Origin of the sequence: Blautia sp. NSJ-175 (assembly GCF_022867815.1) — a bacterium.
Classification (GTDB): Bacteria; Bacillota; Clostridia; order Lachnospirales; family Lachnospiraceae; genus Blautia; species Blautia celeris.
On the sequence record NZ_JALIFQ010000002.1, the window covers coordinates 113720 to 131995 of the forward strand.

The 18276-nt window shown below is 44.4% G+C and carries 17 protein-coding genes; 4 read left to right on the forward strand and 13 right to left on the reverse strand.

Annotated elements, in window-relative coordinates:
* Window positions 1-47 precede the first annotated feature (47 nt).
* From MUB35_RS04155 to MUB35_RS04185, 7 genes are all read right to left on the reverse strand, one after another.
* Entirely contained in the window at window positions 48-1289 is a 1242-nt protein-coding gene (locus MUB35_RS04155) for an MFS transporter (protein ID WP_054350355.1), read from the reverse strand.
* A gap of 6 nt (window positions 1290-1295) precedes the next feature.
* A complete protein-coding gene (locus tag MUB35_RS04160) occupies window positions 1296-2120 on the reverse strand; it encodes a carbohydrate ABC transporter permease (protein WP_103731519.1) in 825 nt (274 codons plus the stop codon).
* 13 nt (window positions 2121-2133) lie between these two features.
* Window positions 2134-3006, reverse strand: a complete 873-nt coding sequence (locus MUB35_RS04165) for a carbohydrate ABC transporter permease (RefSeq protein WP_033141585.1) — start codon at window positions 3004-3006, stop codon at window positions 2134-2136.
* Window positions 3007-3037: 31 nt separating this feature from the next.
* Window positions 3038-4294: an ABC transporter substrate-binding protein gene (locus tag MUB35_RS04170; protein ID WP_033141586.1), complete on the reverse strand. Its 1257-nt coding sequence runs from the start codon at window positions 4292-4294 to the stop codon at window positions 3038-3040.
* A gap of 103 nt (window positions 4295-4397) precedes the next feature.
* Window positions 4398-6023 carry a helix-turn-helix domain-containing protein gene (locus MUB35_RS04175; protein WP_103731518.1) on the reverse strand — a complete coding sequence of 542 codons (1626 nt, stop codon included), beginning with the start codon at window positions 6021-6023 and terminating at the stop codon, window positions 4398-4400.
* Window positions 6020-7747: a sensor histidine kinase gene (locus tag MUB35_RS04180; protein ID WP_103731517.1), complete on the reverse strand. Its 1728-nt coding sequence runs from the start codon at window positions 7745-7747 to the stop codon at window positions 6020-6022. Before MUB35_RS04180 ends, MUB35_RS04175 begins: the two co-directional genes overlap by 4 nt.
* A 259-nt stretch (window positions 7748-8006) precedes the next feature.
* Window positions 8007-8651, reverse strand: a complete 645-nt coding sequence (locus MUB35_RS04185) for a nucleoside recognition protein (protein WP_033141589.1) — start codon at window positions 8649-8651, stop codon at window positions 8007-8009.
* A 171-nt stretch (window positions 8652-8822) separates the two neighbouring features.
* Here MUB35_RS04185 and MUB35_RS30780 point away from each other — a divergent pair, with 171 nt between their 5' ends.
* The 4 genes from MUB35_RS30780 (at window position 8823) to MUB35_RS04200 (ending at window position 11504) form a co-directional block, all read left to right on the forward strand.
* Window positions 8823-9194 (forward strand): nitrilase-related carbon-nitrogen hydrolase, encoded by a 372-nt coding sequence (locus MUB35_RS30780; RefSeq protein WP_255785560.1) that lies wholly within the window; start codon window positions 8823-8825, stop codon window positions 9192-9194.
* Window positions 9094-9624 (forward strand): nitrilase-related carbon-nitrogen hydrolase, encoded by a 531-nt coding sequence (locus MUB35_RS04190; protein WP_244805814.1) that lies wholly within the window; start codon window positions 9094-9096, stop codon window positions 9622-9624. Before MUB35_RS30780 ends, MUB35_RS04190 begins: the two co-directional genes overlap by 101 nt.
* A 280-nt stretch (window positions 9625-9904) precedes the next feature.
* Window positions 9905-10567, forward strand: a complete 663-nt coding sequence (locus tag MUB35_RS04195) for a DUF1638 domain-containing protein (protein ID WP_033141591.1) — start codon at window positions 9905-9907, stop codon at window positions 10565-10567.
* Between the two features lie 214 nt (window positions 10568-10781).
* Window positions 10782-11504: a GntR family transcriptional regulator gene (locus MUB35_RS04200; RefSeq protein ID WP_103732770.1), complete on the forward strand. Its 723-nt coding sequence runs from the start codon at window positions 10782-10784 to the stop codon at window positions 11502-11504.
* 52 nt (window positions 11505-11556) lie between these two features.
* Here MUB35_RS04200 and MUB35_RS04205 read toward each other — a convergent pair whose 3' ends face one another.
* The 6 genes from MUB35_RS04205 to MUB35_RS04230 form a co-directional block, all read right to left on the reverse strand.
* On the reverse strand, window positions 11557-12798 hold the full coding sequence (locus tag MUB35_RS04205) for a CapA family protein (RefSeq protein WP_054350345.1): 1242 nt from the start codon (window positions 12796-12798) through the stop codon (window positions 11557-11559).
* Window positions 12799-12844: 46 nt separating this feature from the next.
* Window positions 12845-13690, reverse strand: coding sequence for a 16S rRNA (cytidine(1402)-2'-O)-methyltransferase (rsmI, locus tag MUB35_RS04210; protein ID WP_033144220.1), 846 nt, complete (start codon window positions 13688-13690; stop codon window positions 12845-12847).
* A complete protein-coding gene (locus tag MUB35_RS04215; protein ID WP_054350344.1) occupies window positions 13687-14457 on the reverse strand; it encodes a tRNA1(Val) (adenine(37)-N6)-methyltransferase in 771 nt (256 codons plus the stop codon). Before MUB35_RS04215 ends, rsmI begins: the two co-directional genes overlap by 4 nt.
* Entirely contained in the window at window positions 14454-15332 is an 879-nt protein-coding gene (locus MUB35_RS04220; RefSeq protein ID WP_033144218.1) for a PSP1 domain-containing protein, read from the reverse strand. Before MUB35_RS04220 ends, MUB35_RS04215 begins: the two co-directional genes overlap by 4 nt.
* A gap of 1 nt (window position 15333) precedes the next feature.
* The gene (gene holB, locus MUB35_RS04225; protein WP_018595388.1) at window positions 15334-16323 is read right to left on the reverse strand and encodes a DNA polymerase III subunit delta'; all 990 of its coding nucleotides are present in this window, start codon (window positions 16321-16323) and stop codon (window positions 15334-15336) included.
* Between the two features lie 1232 nt (window positions 16324-17555).
* Entirely contained in the window at window positions 17556-18146 is a 591-nt protein-coding gene (locus MUB35_RS04230; protein ID WP_103732987.1) for a guanylate kinase, read from the reverse strand.
* Between the last annotated feature and the right edge of the window lie 130 nt (window positions 18147-18276).

The window sequence follows — 18276 nt, forward strand, 5'->3', positions numbered from 1 at the left end:
CTACCTTTCTTCCGTACCGCAACCATAAAATAACTTACCTCCATGTACTAAAACCTGTAATATTTTCTATCATAATCTTTCAGTGTCTTATTGATACGCACAATGATCATGCCTGTCAGAAAAAGTACCATGTTTAGGACAAACGGCAGTTCCCCGCTAATTGAAGACAGCCATCCGGTTATCCATCCGAACGGCACACTGATCCCAATCATGCCCACATACAGAAGTGCCGTCATTTTCGCCCGTTCTCTGATGTCAATGCACAGGGACATCAAGCTGTCCTTTCTGGGCATGACCAGTGCATATCCAATCGCCTCCAGGCATGTATAGACTAAAACCGTACCAATACTCTCCGCTCTGGCGAAGATCAGCACAAGCTGGCTCGCAAGATAGAACAAAAATCCTGTCATCATGACCCGTCGAAAAGGCAGTCTGTTGACCCATCTCTGCATGCACAACATAAATACCAGCATAATAACTGCACGAATTGTAGGAAACACCGCAATCCAGCTTTCCCTGATTTCAAGTGTTCTGGTAATATACAGACTAAAAAAATTACCTGTGATCAAGACTGAAATATTCATCAGCGCCATAAAGGCAAGTGCTGTCATAACCTGTCGGGAATGTATCATTTTGCAGATCACTGCACCATACTGACTGAACAATTTCCTGTAAGATATCTGCGCGGTCTCCTGCTTTCTTATTTTCCCCTGCTGTGTTTCTTTTCCAAAACAAAATAGAATCAGAAACTTTAAGGTCATAAGGACAAAAGACATCAGATATAGTCTGCGGACCGCAGCCACCACTCCCAGTGAATTTACTAAAAGAGCAGATAATGGTGCAAAGAAAACAGCCAATAGCCCTGTAAAATGAATCCATGCATACACATCCACTATTTTTTCTTTTTCACAATCCTCTACCAAAAGACATGTCCAGGAATTATTTGTAATCTGCCAGAGGCTGTTTAAAACAGCTGCCACGGCAAATCCTGCAAAACTTTCTGTAAACGCCCATATCAGACAGGGTATAGACCAGGAAGTAATGTCAAAAATTACTGTCGTGAGCCGTCTCCCCAATTTATCCGTAATCACACCGCCTGCAAAAGATGCTGCCACCTGGAATACCATTCCTATGGAAAGCAAAAATCCAATCTGCGCATCACGGATACCTAATGCATACATAAAAACAGTTGCATAGGGAAGATAAAGATTGTAAGGAATGCTCCAAAGAGGCTCAATCAGAATGCATATTCTGGGATTACCCTTCAGATTTTTCAATATTCGGAACATAGTTGATCATCCCTTGATCCCGGAAGAGATATTGCTTCCCAGGATATGCTTCTGTCCTATAAAAAATGCCACGACTGTGGGAACCGTCATAATCACAGTAATAGCCATGATTGCTGAGAAGTTAGTCGTATGAGCTCCCTTGTACAGAGACAGCCCGATAGGCAGCGTAAATTTTTCCGAATTTGATATGTATACCAATGGTCCAAGATAATCATTCCATACAATAATCATATACATTACTGCTGAAAGAACCATCTGGGGTTTTAATAAAGGAAGAAATATCTTACAGAATATCTGCCAATAATTTGCCCCGTCAATAATAGCGGATTCCTCAAAGTCTTTAGGAATCGTGCGAAGGAACTGTTTCATGAGAAAGATATAAAAGGCCCCTCCAAAAAAAGACGGAATGATCAATGGTTTCAGTGTATCCAGCCATCCGAAAAAGTTATACTGCATATACAGCGGAATAACCAGCACTTCCCAGGGAATCATCATTGTGGAAAGCAAGATCATAAATAACAAATTCTTACCCGGGAATTCAAAGCGTGCAAATCCGTATGCGGTGAGGGCACTGGAAAATGTCATGCCCACAACCGCAAAGAATGTAACAATCAAAGAATTGATCAGATATTTGGTAAAAGGCTGCGCAGTCCACGCCTCCGCAAAGTTGGCAAAATGCAGTTCTTTCGGGAAAAAGCTGGGAGGGTATGCAAAAATTTCGGCCGGCGACTTCAGAGCCGTCACCAGTGCCCAGAAAAATGGAAATAAGAATATCAGAGACAAACAAATCAGAATAAAATATAAAATTCCATTTGATATTTTCTTTTTCATATAATCACCCCTTCTATACCTCGTAATAGGTCCATTTTTCTGAAATAAACATTACTGCACCTGTTAGTGCCATTACGATAATAAACATTACCCATGCATTTGCCGATGCATAGCCAAGACGAAACTTTGTAAATGCATTCTCATATAAATACATGGAATACATATAGGTGGATTTCATTGGCCCGCCGTTTGTCAAATTGATGATCACCGTTAACTGCTGCATGGATGCGATGATAGCCATAATAATATTATATACAATCGTAGGCCCAAGCAGCGGTAATGTAATCCGATAAAAACTCTTAAAACCACTTGCCCCGTCTATTCTGGCAGCTTCGATCACCTGCTCGGGAATCTCCTTTAATCCAGACAAAAACACCATCATCATAGAGCCTAACGCCCATGCCGTTGTAAGTACCATAGACCACACCGCAACATCCGGATCTTTCAGCCAGGGCACAGCCTTTATATGAAACAGACTCAGCAGATAATTCAGGATACCCCGGTCATTTAAAATCCATCCCCATATCAGGGCCAGCGCTACCCCTGAAAGAACGCTGGGGAGATAAAAGATAGTTTTAAAAGCCCCAAGGCACTTCAGCGGCTTGTTCAAAAGCAGGGCAAGTGCCAGGGCAAGTCCCACATTTAACGGCACTAAAATAACCGCATACTGAAATGTAACTTTTAAAGAATGATAAAACAATTCATCGTGAAACATATCGATATAATTTTTCAATCCTATGAATATCCTGTCTCCCACAATATCCCAGTCAAACAGGCTCATACCCAGCGAAAAGATCATTGGAAACGCTACAAACACCAGAAGTCCTATGAGCCACGGCAGGATAAACAGATAGGGAACCCATTTTTGTTTTCCTTTCAGATACATACTTTCTCCTCTTCCTTCCCTGCTGTCGGGCTTACTGGGTGACCACTTCTGATTTTTTCTGCACCTCATCAAGAATCTGCTGAATATCCGCATCTTCCTGGATGAAAATCGCTTCCATTCCGTCCTGAATCTCCGCGCTGATCTCAGGCCAGTGTGGTGTTTTTACAAGGGAAGGTCTGTCTGCATCCACAGTCTCCAGCATGTCATAAAAAGGTTTCATCTGGGGATCATCTAAAAGTCCCATGTCTTTAGCAACAGATTTTCTAATCGGCATTTCGGAATCACTTAATGTCTTCACAGAATCATAAGAACTGTAAAATTCAATAAATTCCCATGCCTCATCCTGATAGGCTGAATCTTTTGCGATTGTCAGGAAATCCGAATGGACAACGGATTTTCCCGGTTTGCCATTAAATCCCGGCATAGGTGCAATCCCAAGTTCCATACCTCCTTTGTTGATATCTTCCACCTGCCATTTTCCATTCTCTGCAAAAACATATTTTCCCGAAAGAAACGCCTGTGCGAAATCCTGATTAAAATCATCTGCTGCTGCAACTTTGTCCACATAGATCATATCGTGCAGGTATTGAATCATCTCCACGTTCTCTTTACTGTTGATAACCGGTTTGCCATTGTCATCAATCCACTCTCCTCCATTGCTCCACAGGAAATGCTCAAAGGAATAAGGATCCGGATTGAAATATAAAAACATTCCTGTTTTCTGATCATCTGTGAGCTGTTTGCTGCAGGCCTTCAGGTCATCCCACGTCCAGTCCGGTGAGATTGTGATATTATTCTCATCCAGAAGTTTTTTATCATAGTGTATAGCTCTCGTAGAGAAGCCTACCGGAACACCGTAAATATTGTCTTCCATCGTGGAATACTGGAACAACATATCATAAATATCGTCTTTATCCTCCAGCGTCTCTATTTTATCATTCAGTGGGATAATACTTTCATAATAAGCAGGGAAATTCCAGAGTTTTATGATATCCGGTGTGTTTCCTGCGCCTATCGCGGCCGCCAGTTTCTGGTCAAATGCAGAACCGTAGTTTTCCAGTTTTACCTCAATTTTATCCTGTGACTCGTTAAATGCCTGTACTACCTTCTCCTGTGAATCATATGCAGATGCTGTCACAAATCTCAAAACTACCTTATCCCCGTCATTCTGTTTGGTTTCCTTTCCATCATCCCCTTTTGTGCTGCCTCCCCCGCAGCCTGTAAGTACCGAAGCCCCTACAACAGCTGCCATTGAAAATACGGTAAGTTTCGTCATTTTGTTCCTCATTTTTTTCTACCTCCTCAATAAATATAACTTTTTGCTACAATATTTTTTCAAAAAGTCTTCTTTTTTATGATTTTATTATAAAAAAAGATAGCCTCTTTTAAGGCTATACTTTTTTTGGATTTACTATACTTTTTTTGTTTTCATACTCCAGCGGGCTGCAGCCCACTGCCTTTTTAAATACTTTAAAAAAGTAATTGTAGCTGCTGAATCCTACCAGTGCATAGATATCTTTAATCTTATACTGTCTCCTCTCTATAAGCTCCTTTGCCTTTCCGACTCTGTAGTCTGTCAGATATCCCACGAAATTTTCTCCTGTGTCCTCTTTAAACAGTTTGCTCAAATATGTATGATTTACCCCCATGTAATCTGCCACTTCCTGGAGAGACAATGGATTTGCATAATTCTTCCGGATATAATCCAGACAGGCAATTGTATACCTGTTGAAACCCGTATGTTCCTTTTCCTCCTGTTCCTGCTTCGCCTTTTCAAAGCAGGTAAAAAATATATTTATCTGCTGCTGCATGTCTTCTATTGTCTCAAGTCTGCAGAAACGGTCATAAAAGACCGGAAGCTGATAGTCCTCCTCTAATTCCAGATTTTTTTCCCCTGCAACAGCCCACAGACACTGAAGCACCTCCACCATTTGAAGCTCAACCATCTCCCGCGGATAATAGTTGCTCTTATAGTATGTAAACAGCCTGTCAAGTATCTCCCTGTCAGTATTCCCTTCTTTGATCTTCTGCAAAAGTTCCCTGTACGGCCGTTCACTGCCACTCACCATCTTCACTCCCGTAGATATTTTCGCTGTGCTTTCAGTGCGGTATACCCCGCCTTTTCCTTCCAAAAACTTACGATTTAAATATTTTCTGCAGCTTTCATACTGAAGAGGCAGCATCCTGACAGGAACTGGATTGCTGACCCCGATGCTCAAATTCATATTGAACATTCTAAACAGCATTCTTTTAACTCGCTCTATGACTGCCTCCGTCTCTGACTGCATCCTTGCTTCGCTTCTGATCTCCCCCATAGGAAGAAGCAGCAGCAGTTCCCCGTCTCTTCCTGCTATCGCCTCTGCATTCCGGAATCCCTCCAGAGATTTCTCTACGGTCTCCATAACAGAATCCCAGAAAATTCTGGTGTCTGCCCGGTTAAAAGAAACTGTAATGTTTTGATAATCATCAATTTCACAGACCATTAGAACAAACAGAGAAGACGGTATCTCAATTCCGTACTTCTTCATCTGCCTCTCAAACGTCTCAGGTGTGATCTCACCCAAGATGACCTGCTGAATCATCTTCACCTTCAGAAGCTGCCTGCTTCTGTTCAACACTTCCGGATCTTTCTCCTTCAGCCTGTGCTCTTCCATTTTAGAGACTGCCTGATCAAATGCTTCTTTTAACACCTGCTCACTCAGGGTATGCTTCAGAATATAATCCAGGCTCCCCTCTTTAAAACTCTCTTTCACATATTCAAAATCTTTGTAGCTGCTGATTACGATAGTATGCAGCAGCGGCAGTAGTTTTTTAGCATTTTTGATCAGGGAAATACCATCCATGTGGGGCATCTTCATATCTGTTATAAGAATGTCCGCACCTTCACGTTCCATATACTCCAATGCTTCCCTGGGATAAATAAAATCTTTTACTACACAGTCTAACGGCACTTTCAAGAGCTGTTTAAGCTGCATCAAGTCTAATACATCATTATCTACAAGCACTACTTTTATCATGCCTTCTCCTCCTGCTCCTCCTCTGTTGACGTATTGCTCTTCTCTGTACACAGATAAGGAATATGGATGCTCACCGTTGTGGAGACACCTTCCACACTTTCTACTTTCAGACCATATCCCTTTCCAAAATGGATATGGATACGCTCCTCGATATTATTCAGTCCAATAGAATTCAGGGTATTCCGCTTTGACACATCAAAACCGTTTCCATTATCCTTTACCACGATTTCCAGATCTGTCTCCTTTTTCTGTGCGCTGATATGGATGATACCTTTTCCTTTTTGTCCCTCCAATCCATGAATTATGGAATTCTCAACAATGGGCTGCACCATAAACTTCAACACCAGGCATTGCTTTACTTCGTCCTCCATGTCAATATAACACATAATATCATCCAGGGATTTGTACTGGTAAATTTCAAGATACTGGCTGATATAATTTATCTCTGTCTCCAGTGTGACCCACTCACTGCTGTTATCCATACTGATATGCAGAAGCTCCATCAAAGCGTTGACCAGTTTTTCCACATTTGTAACTCGTTGTATATAACAAAGGTTCTTTATTGTATTTAGTGTATTGAATAAAAAGTGTAGATTGATCTGTCCCTGCAGAGACTTTATTTGAAGTTCCACCTTTTCTTTTTCCTTCTGACGCACAGTCTCAAGCAGTTGTCTGATATTCTGCGTCATCTCATTAAAAGAATTACCCAGTACACTGAATTCATCATTACTGTGTATCGTCACTACAGTGTCCATATCACCACTGCTGAAGCGTCCCATGGCCTCTGAAAGAGTTGTAATATTCTTACCGAGCCACCGGGCCAGGATATACATGATTGCCCCCAGAATGCAGACCGCTGCCAGAAGGGTAAAGAAAATATTATGAAATGTCTGTGTCACGTTTATAAGAATATCATTGAGTGGAATCCTCGCTTCTGCCAAAATGCCAAGTTCATCAATGTTGTTACGGACAACCAACCACTTTTCACCGCTTATATTCACAATGCTGCTCCCCGGTTCCTGTTCACAGACAGGAGTCGCATCGCCTAAATCCTGCTCATGTTTCCTGTTCCGGTACAAAACATCCCCATAGGTATTGTAAACTGCCAGCATGGTATGCTCAGGAAATACACCATCAAAATTCTCCTGTACAATATGATAAGGAATGCTCACCACAGAATATCCAATATCATTCTCATAATAGTGGACTTCCCGCACGATCATAAGCTCACGGCTGTCCTCGTGCTTCCCGTAAGGCAGCACCACGGCATTTTCATCCTGCAGCTTTGTATATTTTGTCTGAAGAAGTTCAATAAATCTGCCATCATCAATGCTGCTTCCCCGCCCGATCCTGTCACCTATTCCGTTACTCAGATAGATGGACTGCACATACTGCTTACTCACATAAATATTGTCAATATATTCATTCAGTCTGGTCTCTGCCTGTTTCTGCAGATAAGATTCATCCCACTTGCTGCCAATATAACGGTCAACGAGCCTGTTATTTCTGGAAATCACATGACTTACATAATCTGCATCTCCCAGAATCATCTGCAGATTCAGCACTTTCTCCTGCAGCACAGTTTTCGTCGTATTCAGTACAGCAGAAACTGTCATCTCCTTACTTGGAGCATACCATAGAAAGGAGACTGTCCCCATGGTCAACAACAGTACCAATATCAGGATTAAAAAAAGTTTATATACAAATTGCATTTTAATCTTCATCTCTTGTCCCCTGCATTTCTGTTTAATTGTATTTCATTAACCGTTTTTTGTATGCCGCACACGGCAGTCATTGTCATTTTTAAAAACAGCATTCTCATTATAAAGTAATTTTTGGGCAAAATCAACACTCCGCATCTCTGCATAAGGAATATCCATGCGCAAAATGCCACTATACCCTGATTTTTCCATATTATTTTTAGTTAAGGTGATACTTATTTCTATGTAAGTGGGAATCTCTATACAATACAAAACGGAGAGCTCACGCTCTCCGCTTCCTGTCCTTCATCTTGCAAAACACCACAGCCACCACCGTGCTGAGCAGCGTAGCCACAATCCCCGGCCCTACGATTCCTGCAGGGTTTGTACTTCCGTACTGGCTCCGGTATGCTATGATATTTACCGGAATCAGCTGCAGGGAAGAAATATTCAAAATTAAAAAAGTACACATCTCATTGCTGGCTGTCCCCCTGGGCAGTATCCGCAGTTTTCCCCGGGAATTTATGTCTGCCTCCTGTCCGTTCTCCTGCCTCCGTTCCTCTTCCAATTCTGCCAGCTTTTCCATAGCCTTCAGGCCAAACGGGGTTGCCCCCCATCCAAGCCCCAGAAAATTGGCGATGATATTGGCGGATATATACTCCATGGCAGGATGATCCCTGGGCAGATTCGGGAATAAAAAACGCAGCAGCGGCTGCATTTTCTCTGTCATCTTCTCTATCATGCCGGAGGATCTGGCAATCTCCATGACCCCCATCCACATGGCAACGATTCCCGCCATGGTAATGCAGAGCACCACCGCCTCCTTGGCAGATGATAGAGCCGCATCCGTGATCTCTCCCATGCGTCCCGTCATGGCACCGTATGTAATTCCTATGAGCATCATGGCTCCCCAGAGAATATTCAGCATTTACACGCCTCACAGGCTTTTTCTCTACTATATGCTTTGTAGGTTTCATTTATTCTGAAAAGCCGGACACAGGCGCTTGACTTTCCCTGTGTATCTGCTACAATGGCAAAAAGCGCACGTAAAACAGCGTTTTCCAGCAGACTGCCAATACCCGTTGAAAGGGGGATTCTTATGTCATATACGATTGCACTGGCTCAATGTACCTCTCTGCCGGACATATCCCAAAACCTGGTAACTGCCGAAAAATTTATAGCTGAAGCGCAGAAAGAGGGGGCATCTCTCATTGTTTTCCCTGAATACTTTATGTATCCCTGCACAGGAGATACCGCATCTTATACAGCGCATGCCCAGCCGGTTGACGGTCCGTTTGTTCTCTGTATGAAAGAGCTTGCAGTAAAATATAACATTTGGCTTCTTTTCGGAATGAATGAAAAATCCTCTGATGTGCATGAAAAAAAAATGCTACAATACATTGGTCATTCTGGACAGTGGCGGCATAATACGCGGTACTTATCAAAAAACACATTTGTTCGATGCATTTGACTGGCAGGAATCCGGCCACACACTTGCAGGCAATTCACTTTTTTTACCAATAGCAACGCCTTTCGGCAGGCTTGGACTCGGCACCTGCTATGATCTTCGTTTTCCGGAAGTAGCCCTGCATGCGGCATTACAGGGTGCTGAACTCCTTATCTATCCTTCTGCCTGGGTGGATGGCCCTCTGAAAGCACTGCAGTGGAAAACTCTCATATCAGCAAGAGCCATAGAAAACGGTATAACCGTTATAGGATGCAGCCAATACGCAAAGGATACTTTCATTGGACAAAGTTTTGCCTGTGACCCTTTCGGCAATACACTGGCAGAGGGAGGGCCGCAAAATGAGCTCCTCCTTGTTCCTGTTACTCCCGGCCTGACCAGGGATGCCCATTCCCGGATACCATCGCTTGTAAACAGGCGCACTGACTTATATTAAATTAACATCAGACAGGCGTATACGGCAAATCCCTCAAACTGCTTTGGAATCATCGTATTATGTGCCATACTGGCAGCTCGGAACCTTTCATAATACTGCTCCCCTACCCCGTAACTATCTCTCATCAATATTTTTACACTTTTTATATAAACTGATTATTTTCTGTCATTTTTTGTTTTTATACAATATTTTAAATCTATATTTGACTTAACAAAAAAAACAGGATATAATTTGAGCAGCTTATCACTTCTGCACTGCCGAAAAGAAAGGTGGCATTTTAATGAAATCCACAATTATTGCCTGCAAAACTTTGGAAGAAGAACTGCTCTATGTTATGGAATCCCTGTCAATGCATCCACCTGTTGTGTGGCTGGAATCCGGCCTGCACAATAATCCAGCCCACCTGCACGAACGCTTACAGGAAGAGTTAGACAAAATCACCGGGCAGGAACTGGTGATCATGGCATTTGGATTTTGCGGTAACTCTGTTCTTCATTTAAAGACCGGAAATTATACACTGATACTGCCAAGAGTAGATGACTGTATATCACTGCTTCTGGGATCCGTGTCTGTAAAAGCTGCGCTGAATCACACAAATCCAACTTATTTTCTTTCAAAAGGATGGATGAAAGGTGAGCGGAATATCTGGGTGGAATATCAATATACAGTTAAAAAATATGGGATTGAAACAGGCCGTGAAATTTTTCATGCCATGTTTGGCCACTACAGCACTCTGGGCCTTCTCGATACAAAAATATGTCCTTTGGATTCACTCATGGAAGAAACAGAAAAAATTGCCCGGACTCTTGACTTATCGCCAAAAATCATACCGGCCTCGACCCGTTATCTGTCACAACTCTTATCAGGCCCCTGGCCTGCCGAACAGTTTCTGCAGGTTCCTGCAGACTCAGAAATTGCAATTGAGGATCTATATACTTATTAACCCCCTTTGTTTATATTGAGTTGTATATACCGGTATGATATACCAGTATGATATACCCGATGGCAGAATGTGGCTGCACTGCCCGTGTACATCATATGGAGGGAGAAAATTTAATTGGAAGATAATATAAACACTTGAAATTCAAAAGATGCCTATTCACAGGACCCCATCGAAACTGCTGTAATCTGCAAGTCTTCTATGAAAGCAAAAAGCTATGGATAAAAATAATAATACCTTTGGAGAGCCTCTATACATTACGATAGCAGAATCCTTGCGCAGGAAAATTATGGGTGGTGAATTTAATCCCGGGGATTTACTTCCTTCTGAAAATGTATTATCTACCCAATATCATACCAGCCGCGAGACGGTGCGAAAAAGTTTAAATATACTGGAAAAAGAAGGTTTCATTTATTCCAGAGCCGGAAAGGGTTCTTATATATCGTCTCCTCAGCACAATGTATTCTCTATGTCTTTTTCCGAAGATGATTCCGGAAACCAAACGAAATACAGAAATATCACAGTGATAGAACCCTCAGAAGAAATCAGAAATGCTTTAGAACTGAATTCGTCTGATAAAGTAATTGAAATCAGCCGAGTCATTTCCAGGAATGGAATCCCTGCTGCCTTTGACATTAAATATATCCCTTATGATAAGGGATGTCCTATTATAGAAAATGAAATTAATTATTCCGTTTTTCCCGAAATCGTTGCCGCAAAGACAGCTCCCTTCGCCTTCTGCACCCAAATGGAGATAGGTGTGGAATCCGGAGATGAGAAAACAGCACATACACTGCAGTGTGAACTATCCGATCCACTGCTTGTAATATACAGGTATTTCATAGACCAGGATGGACGTTGTATTGGATTCGGCAAAAAATATATGCGGCAGAATTACGGCAGGCTAAAAGCCAGTTCCGGTTATTTTGAACCCTGTTAAATTTATTAAAACGGCAGCAGATTTTTCCTGCAAAATCTGCTGCCGTTTCCCTTTATCCCTGCACCCAGGAACTATACTCTTTAATCTTCTTCAATATATCATCCCCCTGCTCTCCCTTGGCAGGCGTCGGCTGATAGTTATTATATCCATCCTCAGAGGAAATCCTGCACGGAATGATATTCTTCACATTGTCCTGCTGCAGCGCTCCATCCTTTATGGTAAATGTCTGCTGGAAGATCATGGTGTTCATGTCAGACGGATAGGCATTACCGCCAAAGCAGAAATTGCCCAGACTGTACACAATATTCTTCCCCTGATATTCTTCTATCCCCTCCAGCACATGGGGATGATGTCCCAGGACCAGATCCGCCCCGTTGTCTATGGCTGCGTGTGCCAGCTCAATCTGTGTGGAGTCCGGTTCATATGCCTTCTCTGAACCCCAGTGAAAGCTGGCGATAATGATCTGCGCTCCCTGTTCTTTCAGGGATTCCAGGTTGGCGATCATGGAATCCTTGATTCCAAGGCCTTCCCTCAGGACATAGGTGCCCAGCAGCCCCACCTTTACGCCCTTTATCTCCATCACAGCAGTCCTGTCATATCCAAATGTGGTGATTCCCTCATCCTCCAGGGCCTTGATGGTATCTGTATAACTCTGCTCACCATAATCCTTACTGTGGTTGTTTGCCATATTTGCCGCTTCCACACTTCCCGCAGTGAGTATCTCTGCATAGGCGGGATCCGCTTTAAATGCAAACTGTTTGTCCTCGCGTTCCTCACTGGTTGTGAGAGTTCCCTCAAAATTCACAATGGTCAGATCATCCTGCGAAAAAATCGGCTGAACATTCTGAAAGAAATAAGCCGGATCTCCCACTCCCTCATATTTAGCCGGAAGGCTGTCACTCCAGTCAAAGAACTCATCGGTTCCCAGTGTGCAGTCTCCCGCTGCGCTGACTGTGATCGTTACGGGTTCCTCTGCCTTTTTCTCTTCCCCGCCTGCACCCGACTTCTTATCCGCATCCCCGGTACTGTCTTTTTTCTCCGCTTTGTCCTGGGCTGCCGTTTTGTCCTGGACTGTCTCCTTATCCTGACCAGCCTCTGACCTGGCTGTCTCGGCCTTTGCGTTTGTCTCCTTTTCTCCGGAACCGGCAGACATGCCTCTGCTCACAGCCAGAATGACAAGAAGCACCAGGACCAGAGCCAGATCCATTCCGAAAATAAGCTTGATCCGCCTTACTTTCCGCTCCCTTTCCCTCTTTCTTCGTTCCTGTTCTTTTTTTCTGTAATGGTACGCCATTTATGATCCCCTTCTCTTTCGGACAGTATTGCACTGCCCGGTACCTCTACTCCTCTTCCAAAAGAGCCTGGTAAATGTCACGTTTGCTGACTCCTCTGTCCTTTGCGACTCTCTTCATCGCCTCTTTCCTGTCGGCTCCCTGGTTTACATAATACTCCATATGTTCCTTTAACGGCATCTCACTCCAGCGCTGCTGTTCCTCAGCTTCCATCTCACTCCGGCTTCTTCCTTCCAAAACCAGCACACATTCTCCTTTGGGGGCATTGGTCTCATAATAGGTGACCGCCTCCGATAATGTAGTCCTGAATATGGTCTCATGCTTTTTCGTCAGCTCCCTGCACACGGAGATTCTGCGCTCGCCAAGAGCTTCCAACAGCTCCTGGAGTGTCCTTACAAGCCGGTGAGGCGCCTCGTATAATACAATGGTCCTGGTCTCATTTTTCAGCTCCTCCAGAACCTTTCTCTTCTCCTTTTTGTCTGAGGGAAGAAAAGCTTCAAAGGCAAACCGCCTTGTGGGAAGTCCCGACAGGGTCAGTGCTGTGATGCACGCAGCCGCTCCCGGAAGGGCGGTCACCGTAATCCCCGCATCCCAGCACATGGCTACCAGCTCCTCGCCGGGGTCTGAGATCCCGGGTGTTCCCGCATCTGTGACCAGTGCAATATTTTTCCCTGCCTGCATCTGTTCCACCAGATATCTTCCCTTATCTATCTTATTATATTCATGATAACTGGTCATGGGCGTCTTAATGTCAAAATGGTTCAGCAGCTTGATACTGTTTCTGGTATCCTCTGCCGCGATCAGATCCGCCTCTTTTAAAATACGCACCACCCGGTAGGTCATATCCTCGAGATTGCCGATAGGTGTGGCGCACAAATACAATTTTCCGCTCATGTTTCCTCTTCTCCCGCAGCCGTTTCCTGCCGCTTCCGTCCATAGATCTCCAGTATCTCATCCGTATAGACTCCCGGTCTGTCATAGACGATCAGCGGCTTTTCCACAGTAATCCTGGAATTTCCGCCTCTCATACCCTCTATGAGCACAAGATTGGGTTCCTTGTCCACATAGGGATAGACAAGGCGCATCCTTTTGGGTTCAATCCTGTATTTTACCATGGTTGACATAATTTCTGCCAGACGAAATGGCCTGTGTACCATGTAGAATCTCCCTTTCGGCACCAGAACAGAGGCTGCCTGGGAGATCACATCCTCCAGTGTACAGAGGGTTTCGTGGCGGGCAATGGTCTTTGCCATGTTTTCCCCTACGAGACCATGACTTCCGATCATATAAGGCGGGTTGGTAGTGACCACGTCAAAAGAGGATGCTCCGAAAGTCTTCGCCGCCTCCCTGATGTCACCCGTTTCAATGGAAATATCTGCATCCAGTCCGTTGTAAGCCACGCTCCGTCTGGCCAGCGCCGCGCTCTCCTCCTGGATCTCCAGTCCCGTAAAATGCCCCTGCGGGTACCTGGCTTTCAGCAAAATAGGGACGATGCCAGTCCCCGTCCCCATATCCAATGCATTCTCACCCGGTTTTACCCTGGCAAACCAGGCGAGAAGCACTGCGTCTATTCCGAAACAAAACTGTTTTGGATTCTGAATCAGCATGTAGCCGTTCTGAAGGTCATCCAGACGTTCATTTTCCATAATCAGAGATTTCATTTCTCCAGTTCCTTTAATGCTTTTAATTCTTCATCAGACAGTTTTATCTTTTCTTTTTTCTGCCGCGGTTTGAATTTTAGATCCTCCACAGCGTATTCCCTAATTTCCTTCTCGTCATCCACATCTACAATGACTTTGACAAGCTGGCGCAGCACATTTACACTCTGTACTTCGCCTCTGAGACCCTCCGGTGTGTTCACTCTGTCTCCTACAACCGGCAGTTTCCGGTTCAGCTCCTCGTATGTCTCTTCCTCATTTTTCAGACAGCACATAAGCCTTCCGCAGACTCCTGAAATCTTGGTGGGATTCAGAGAGAGATTCTGCTCCTTGGCCATTTTGATGGAAACAGGTGCAAATTCAGACAGATAAGTATGACAGCACAGGGCACGCCCGCAGATTCCGATGCCTCCCAGAATCTTTGTCTCATCCCTGACACCAATCTGGCGCAGTTCAATGCGTGTCTTAAAGATAGCTGCCAGATCCTTCACCAGCTCACGGAAATCAATCCGTCCGTCCGCGGTAAAGTAAAAGAGTACTTTATTATTGTCAAATGTATATTCCACATCGATCAGCTTCATCTCAAGCCCGTGCTCTTTGATCTTCTTCAAACAGATCTGGTATGCTTCTTTTTCCCGCTTTCTGTTGCTCTCCTCTTTCTTGTCATCCTGTGCATTGGCGATTCTGATGACCTCTTTCAAAGGCTGAACCACCTTCTCATCCTCTACATCCCTGGGGGGCAGAACCACGTTTCCGTATTCTACACCTCTTGCGGTCTCCACAATTACATGGTCGCCGGATTTTATCTCCAGATTCTTTGGAGAAAAATAATAGATTTTTCCCACATTCCGGAATCTGACTCCAATCACTCTTGTCATTTTAGTTCTCCCTGATTGTAAGGAACAGAAGTTCCATGGTTAAGTCAAAATTAACGTTTGCCTGCAGACGTGTCTTAGCTGTTTCGATCGCCTGGATGATTTTCTCCAGTCCCTCGTAAGAGCTCTTGTCTGCACGATCCTTGATTGCATTATATTCCTGACGGAACACCAGTCCGTCCACTTCTTTTGTAGCTTTGAACATCAGCACATCCCTGAACCACACTAAAAACAGGTCCAGATATTCATATACCGTATGCTTCTCCTCTGAGAGTGTCTTGATGGCATCCACCATCTCGTAGACCTCCATGCCGTCCCCCTTCTTCAGAATCTTCAGGGCAGCATCCATCATGTCGGCAAAATCCTCGGCCGTTGCGATCTGCTTAGCCTTCCCTACATTTCCCTGGGCAAACGCCACGCTGACCTCTGCCTGGTAGTCCGGTACGTGCAGCTCCTCCATGAGATAACTCTTGATCAGATCATCCCTGACCGGTTTGAAATTCAGGGTCACACACCTGGACGTGATGGTTGGAAGAAGACTGGTATTGTTGTTCGCCAAAAGCAGAATCACCGCATAGGCCGGCGGCTCCTCAATGGTTTTCAAAAGAGCGTTCTGTGCCTGGACTGTCATCTTCTCTGCTTCGTCCACAATATATATTTTATAAGGCCCTGTATAGGGTTTGATTTCCACATCCGCAATGAGCTGTTCCCTGATATCCTCAATACCAATGGAATTTGGTTTCAGATGGCTGACATAGATAATGTCCGGATGATTCCTGTTCATGGCCTTTTTACATGAGCCGCACTGCAGACACGGCTCTTTTCCGTGCTTCTCGCATTGCAATGTCATGGCAAACAGCTTCGCCAGAAGTTTTTTTCCGCTCCCTTTCTCTCCTGCAAAAATGTAGGAATGAGAAACCTGATCCATGGCAACCGCATTTTGTAAATGGCGGATAACCTCCTCATGTCCTAATACCTTTTCAACTTCCTGCATTGCAATCACCTCTATCCTTCCGCCCTGCAATAAGGGCATTTATATTCAGAGCTGGCCTGCACCGGCTCGTTTCTATCATTATAGCACAGGTTTTCCGGGTCCTGCAACGTCTGGTGTTCTTACTTTTCTATTATTTCATCCCCGGTTGGTGTCCCCTCCCGAATACTGTGGTTGTGTGAACTGTTTGGACTTTCGTCGGTAATTCGGAGCGGCCCGGCCACTGTTTCTGCTTACTTTACAGATAATTTGAATGTCATCTTAGGCTTTCGTCGGTAATTCTGAGCCGCCCGGCTACTGTTTCTGCATGCTTTACAGATAATTTGAATGTTGTCTTGAGTTTTCGTTGGTAATTTTGGGCGGCCCAGCTGTGGTTTCTGCTTGCTTTACAGATAATTTGAATGTTGTCTTGGGTTTTCGTTGGTAATTTTGGGCGGCCCAACCATGGTTTCTACTTACTTTACAAATAATTTGAAGTCATCTTAGGCTTTCGTCGGTAATTCTGAGCCGCCCGGCCACTGTTTCTGCTTGCTTTACAGATAATTTGAATGCTGTCTTGGGTTTTCGTTGGTAATTTTGGGTGGCCCGGCCGTGGTTTCTGCTTGCTTTACAGATAATTTGAATGTTGTCTTGGGTTTTCGTTGGTAATTTTGGGCGGCCCGGCTGTGGTTTCTGCTTGCTTTACAGATAATTTGAATGTTGTCTTGGGTTTTCGTTGGTAATTTTGGGTGGCCCGGCCGTGGTTTCTGCTTGCTTTACAGATAATTTGAATGTTGTCTTGGGTTTTCGTTGGTAATTTTTGGCGGCCCAACCATGGTTTCTACTTACTTTACAAATAATTTGAATGCCATCTTAGGCTTTCGTCGGTAATTCTGAGCCGCCCAGCCACTGTTTCTGCTTGCTTTACAGATAATTTGAATGCTGTCTTGGGTTTTCGTTGGTAATTTTTGGCGGCCTGGCCGTGGTTTCTGCTGGCTTTACAAATAATTTGAATGTCATCTTAGGCTTTCGTCGGTAATTCTGAGCCGCCCGGCTACTGTTTCTGCCTACTTTGCAGATAATTTGAATGTTGTCTTGGGTTTTCGCCGGTAATTTTGGAGACACCACCGCGGTTTCTCCCTGCTTTACAGATAACCTGATACAGGTCCCAGGCTTCCTTGCCCCGCAAAGCATCAAAAACTCCGGGACCTTCCAGATAATGTACAAACAGCCGCTGTCCGTGCCCGGAATGGATATCAGACGCTCCGGCTGCGGATATACTCCCGAATTTCTTCCATACAGCTTTCCAGCTCCACGTTCTGAAAACGCCTTTTGATTCCCGCTCTTTCCAGGTTCTCCTCCGAGAAATCTTCTGTATCAGCCAAAAAACGCCGGCACATTTCCGCATAACGGGGCTTCTCCTGCAATTCTTCCCTGGCGAGGGCCCGTTTTAGGCGCTCCCCATCCTCCACTTCCACATAAATGGGGCAGACATTTTCCTCCCCAAAATATCTCTTCATATTCTCATAGGACTCCAGCGTCCCGATTGCCAGATAACTGCGCGCCTTCAAATCCACCTGCCCGTCATCCGCCGTAAAATAAGTCCAGGGGCCGTGCACAGTCTCATAAGTTCTGTACTCGATCACCTTTCCCTCATCCATAAACTGTCTGAAACGCTCCTCATCCACAAAGTGGTACTCTCTCCCATCAGCCTCCCCCTGTCGGACCGGACGTGTTGTATATAACAAAACATTCTTTAAACCAAACTCCTTGTCACGGAGAAGTCTGCTGTAAATGGTATCTTTACCGGAAGAGCTTTTACCCATAATATAAAAAATTCTGCCCATTCTTTTGTTCCTCTGTCTCTTATTTCCATCCCCGCCCGGCAATTTCAAAGAGTATGTCTTCATCTTATCATTCCTCCAACTATGGGACACCTTCCCCGGCTGGTACACGGACTGCAGAAATGGATTTTCA

Bases quoted from the DNA above. Each gene is read 5' to 3' on its own strand.
- MUB35_RS04200 (WP_103732770.1), top strand. From the start codon at position 10,782: ATGGATAAAAATAATAATACCTTTGGAGAGCCTCTATACATTACGATA.
- MUB35_RS04205 (WP_054350345.1), bottom strand. From the start codon at position 12,798: ATGGCGTACCATTACAGAAAAAAAGAACAGGAACGAAGAAAGAGGGAA.
- MUB35_RS04230 (WP_103732987.1), bottom strand. From the start codon at position 18,146: ATGGGCAGAATTTTTTATATTATGGGTAAAAGCTCTTCCGGTAAAGAT.
- holB (WP_018595388.1), bottom strand. From the start codon at position 16,323: ATGCAGGAAGTTGAAAAGGTATTAGGACATGAGGAGGTTATCCGCCAT.
- MUB35_RS04215 (WP_054350344.1), bottom strand. From the start codon at position 14,457: ATGAAATCTCTGATTATGGAAAATGAACGTCTGGATGACCTTCAGAAC.
- MUB35_RS04180 (WP_103731517.1), bottom strand. From the start codon at position 7,747: ATGAAGATTAAAATGCAATTTGTATATAAACTTTTTTTAATCCTGATA.
- MUB35_RS04165 (WP_033141585.1), bottom strand. From the start codon at position 3,006: ATGTATCTGAAAGGAAAACAAAAATGGGTTCCCTATCTGTTTATCCTG.
- MUB35_RS04175 (WP_103731518.1), bottom strand. From the start codon at position 6,023: ATGATAAAAGTAGTGCTTGTAGATAATGATGTATTAGACTTGATGCAG.
- MUB35_RS04190 (WP_244805814.1), top strand. From the start codon at position 9,094: ATGTGCATGAAAAAAAAATGCTACAATACATTGGTCATTCTGGACAGT.
- MUB35_RS04220 (WP_033144218.1), bottom strand. From the start codon at position 15,332: ATGACAAGAGTGATTGGAGTCAGATTCCGGAATGTGGGAAAAATCTAT.
- MUB35_RS04170 (WP_033141586.1), bottom strand. From the start codon at position 4,294: ATGAGGAACAAAATGACGAAACTTACCGTATTTTCAATGGCAGCTGTT.
- MUB35_RS30780 (WP_255785560.1), top strand. From the start codon at position 8,823: ATGTCATATACGATTGCACTGGCTCAATGTACCTCTCTGCCGGACATA.
- MUB35_RS04195 (WP_033141591.1), top strand. From the start codon at position 9,905: ATGAAATCCACAATTATTGCCTGCAAAACTTTGGAAGAAGAACTGCTC.
- MUB35_RS04185 (WP_033141589.1), bottom strand. From the start codon at position 8,651: ATGCTGAATATTCTCTGGGGAGCCATGATGCTCATAGGAATTACATAC.
- rsmI (WP_033144220.1), bottom strand. From the start codon at position 13,690: ATGAGCGGAAAATTGTATTTGTGCGCCACACCTATCGGCAATCTCGAG.
- MUB35_RS04155 (WP_054350355.1), bottom strand. From the start codon at position 1,289: ATGTTCCGAATATTGAAAAATCTGAAGGGTAATCCCAGAATATGCATT.
- MUB35_RS04160 (WP_103731519.1), bottom strand. From the start codon at position 2,120: ATGAAAAAGAAAATATCAAATGGAATTTTATATTTTATTCTGATTTGT.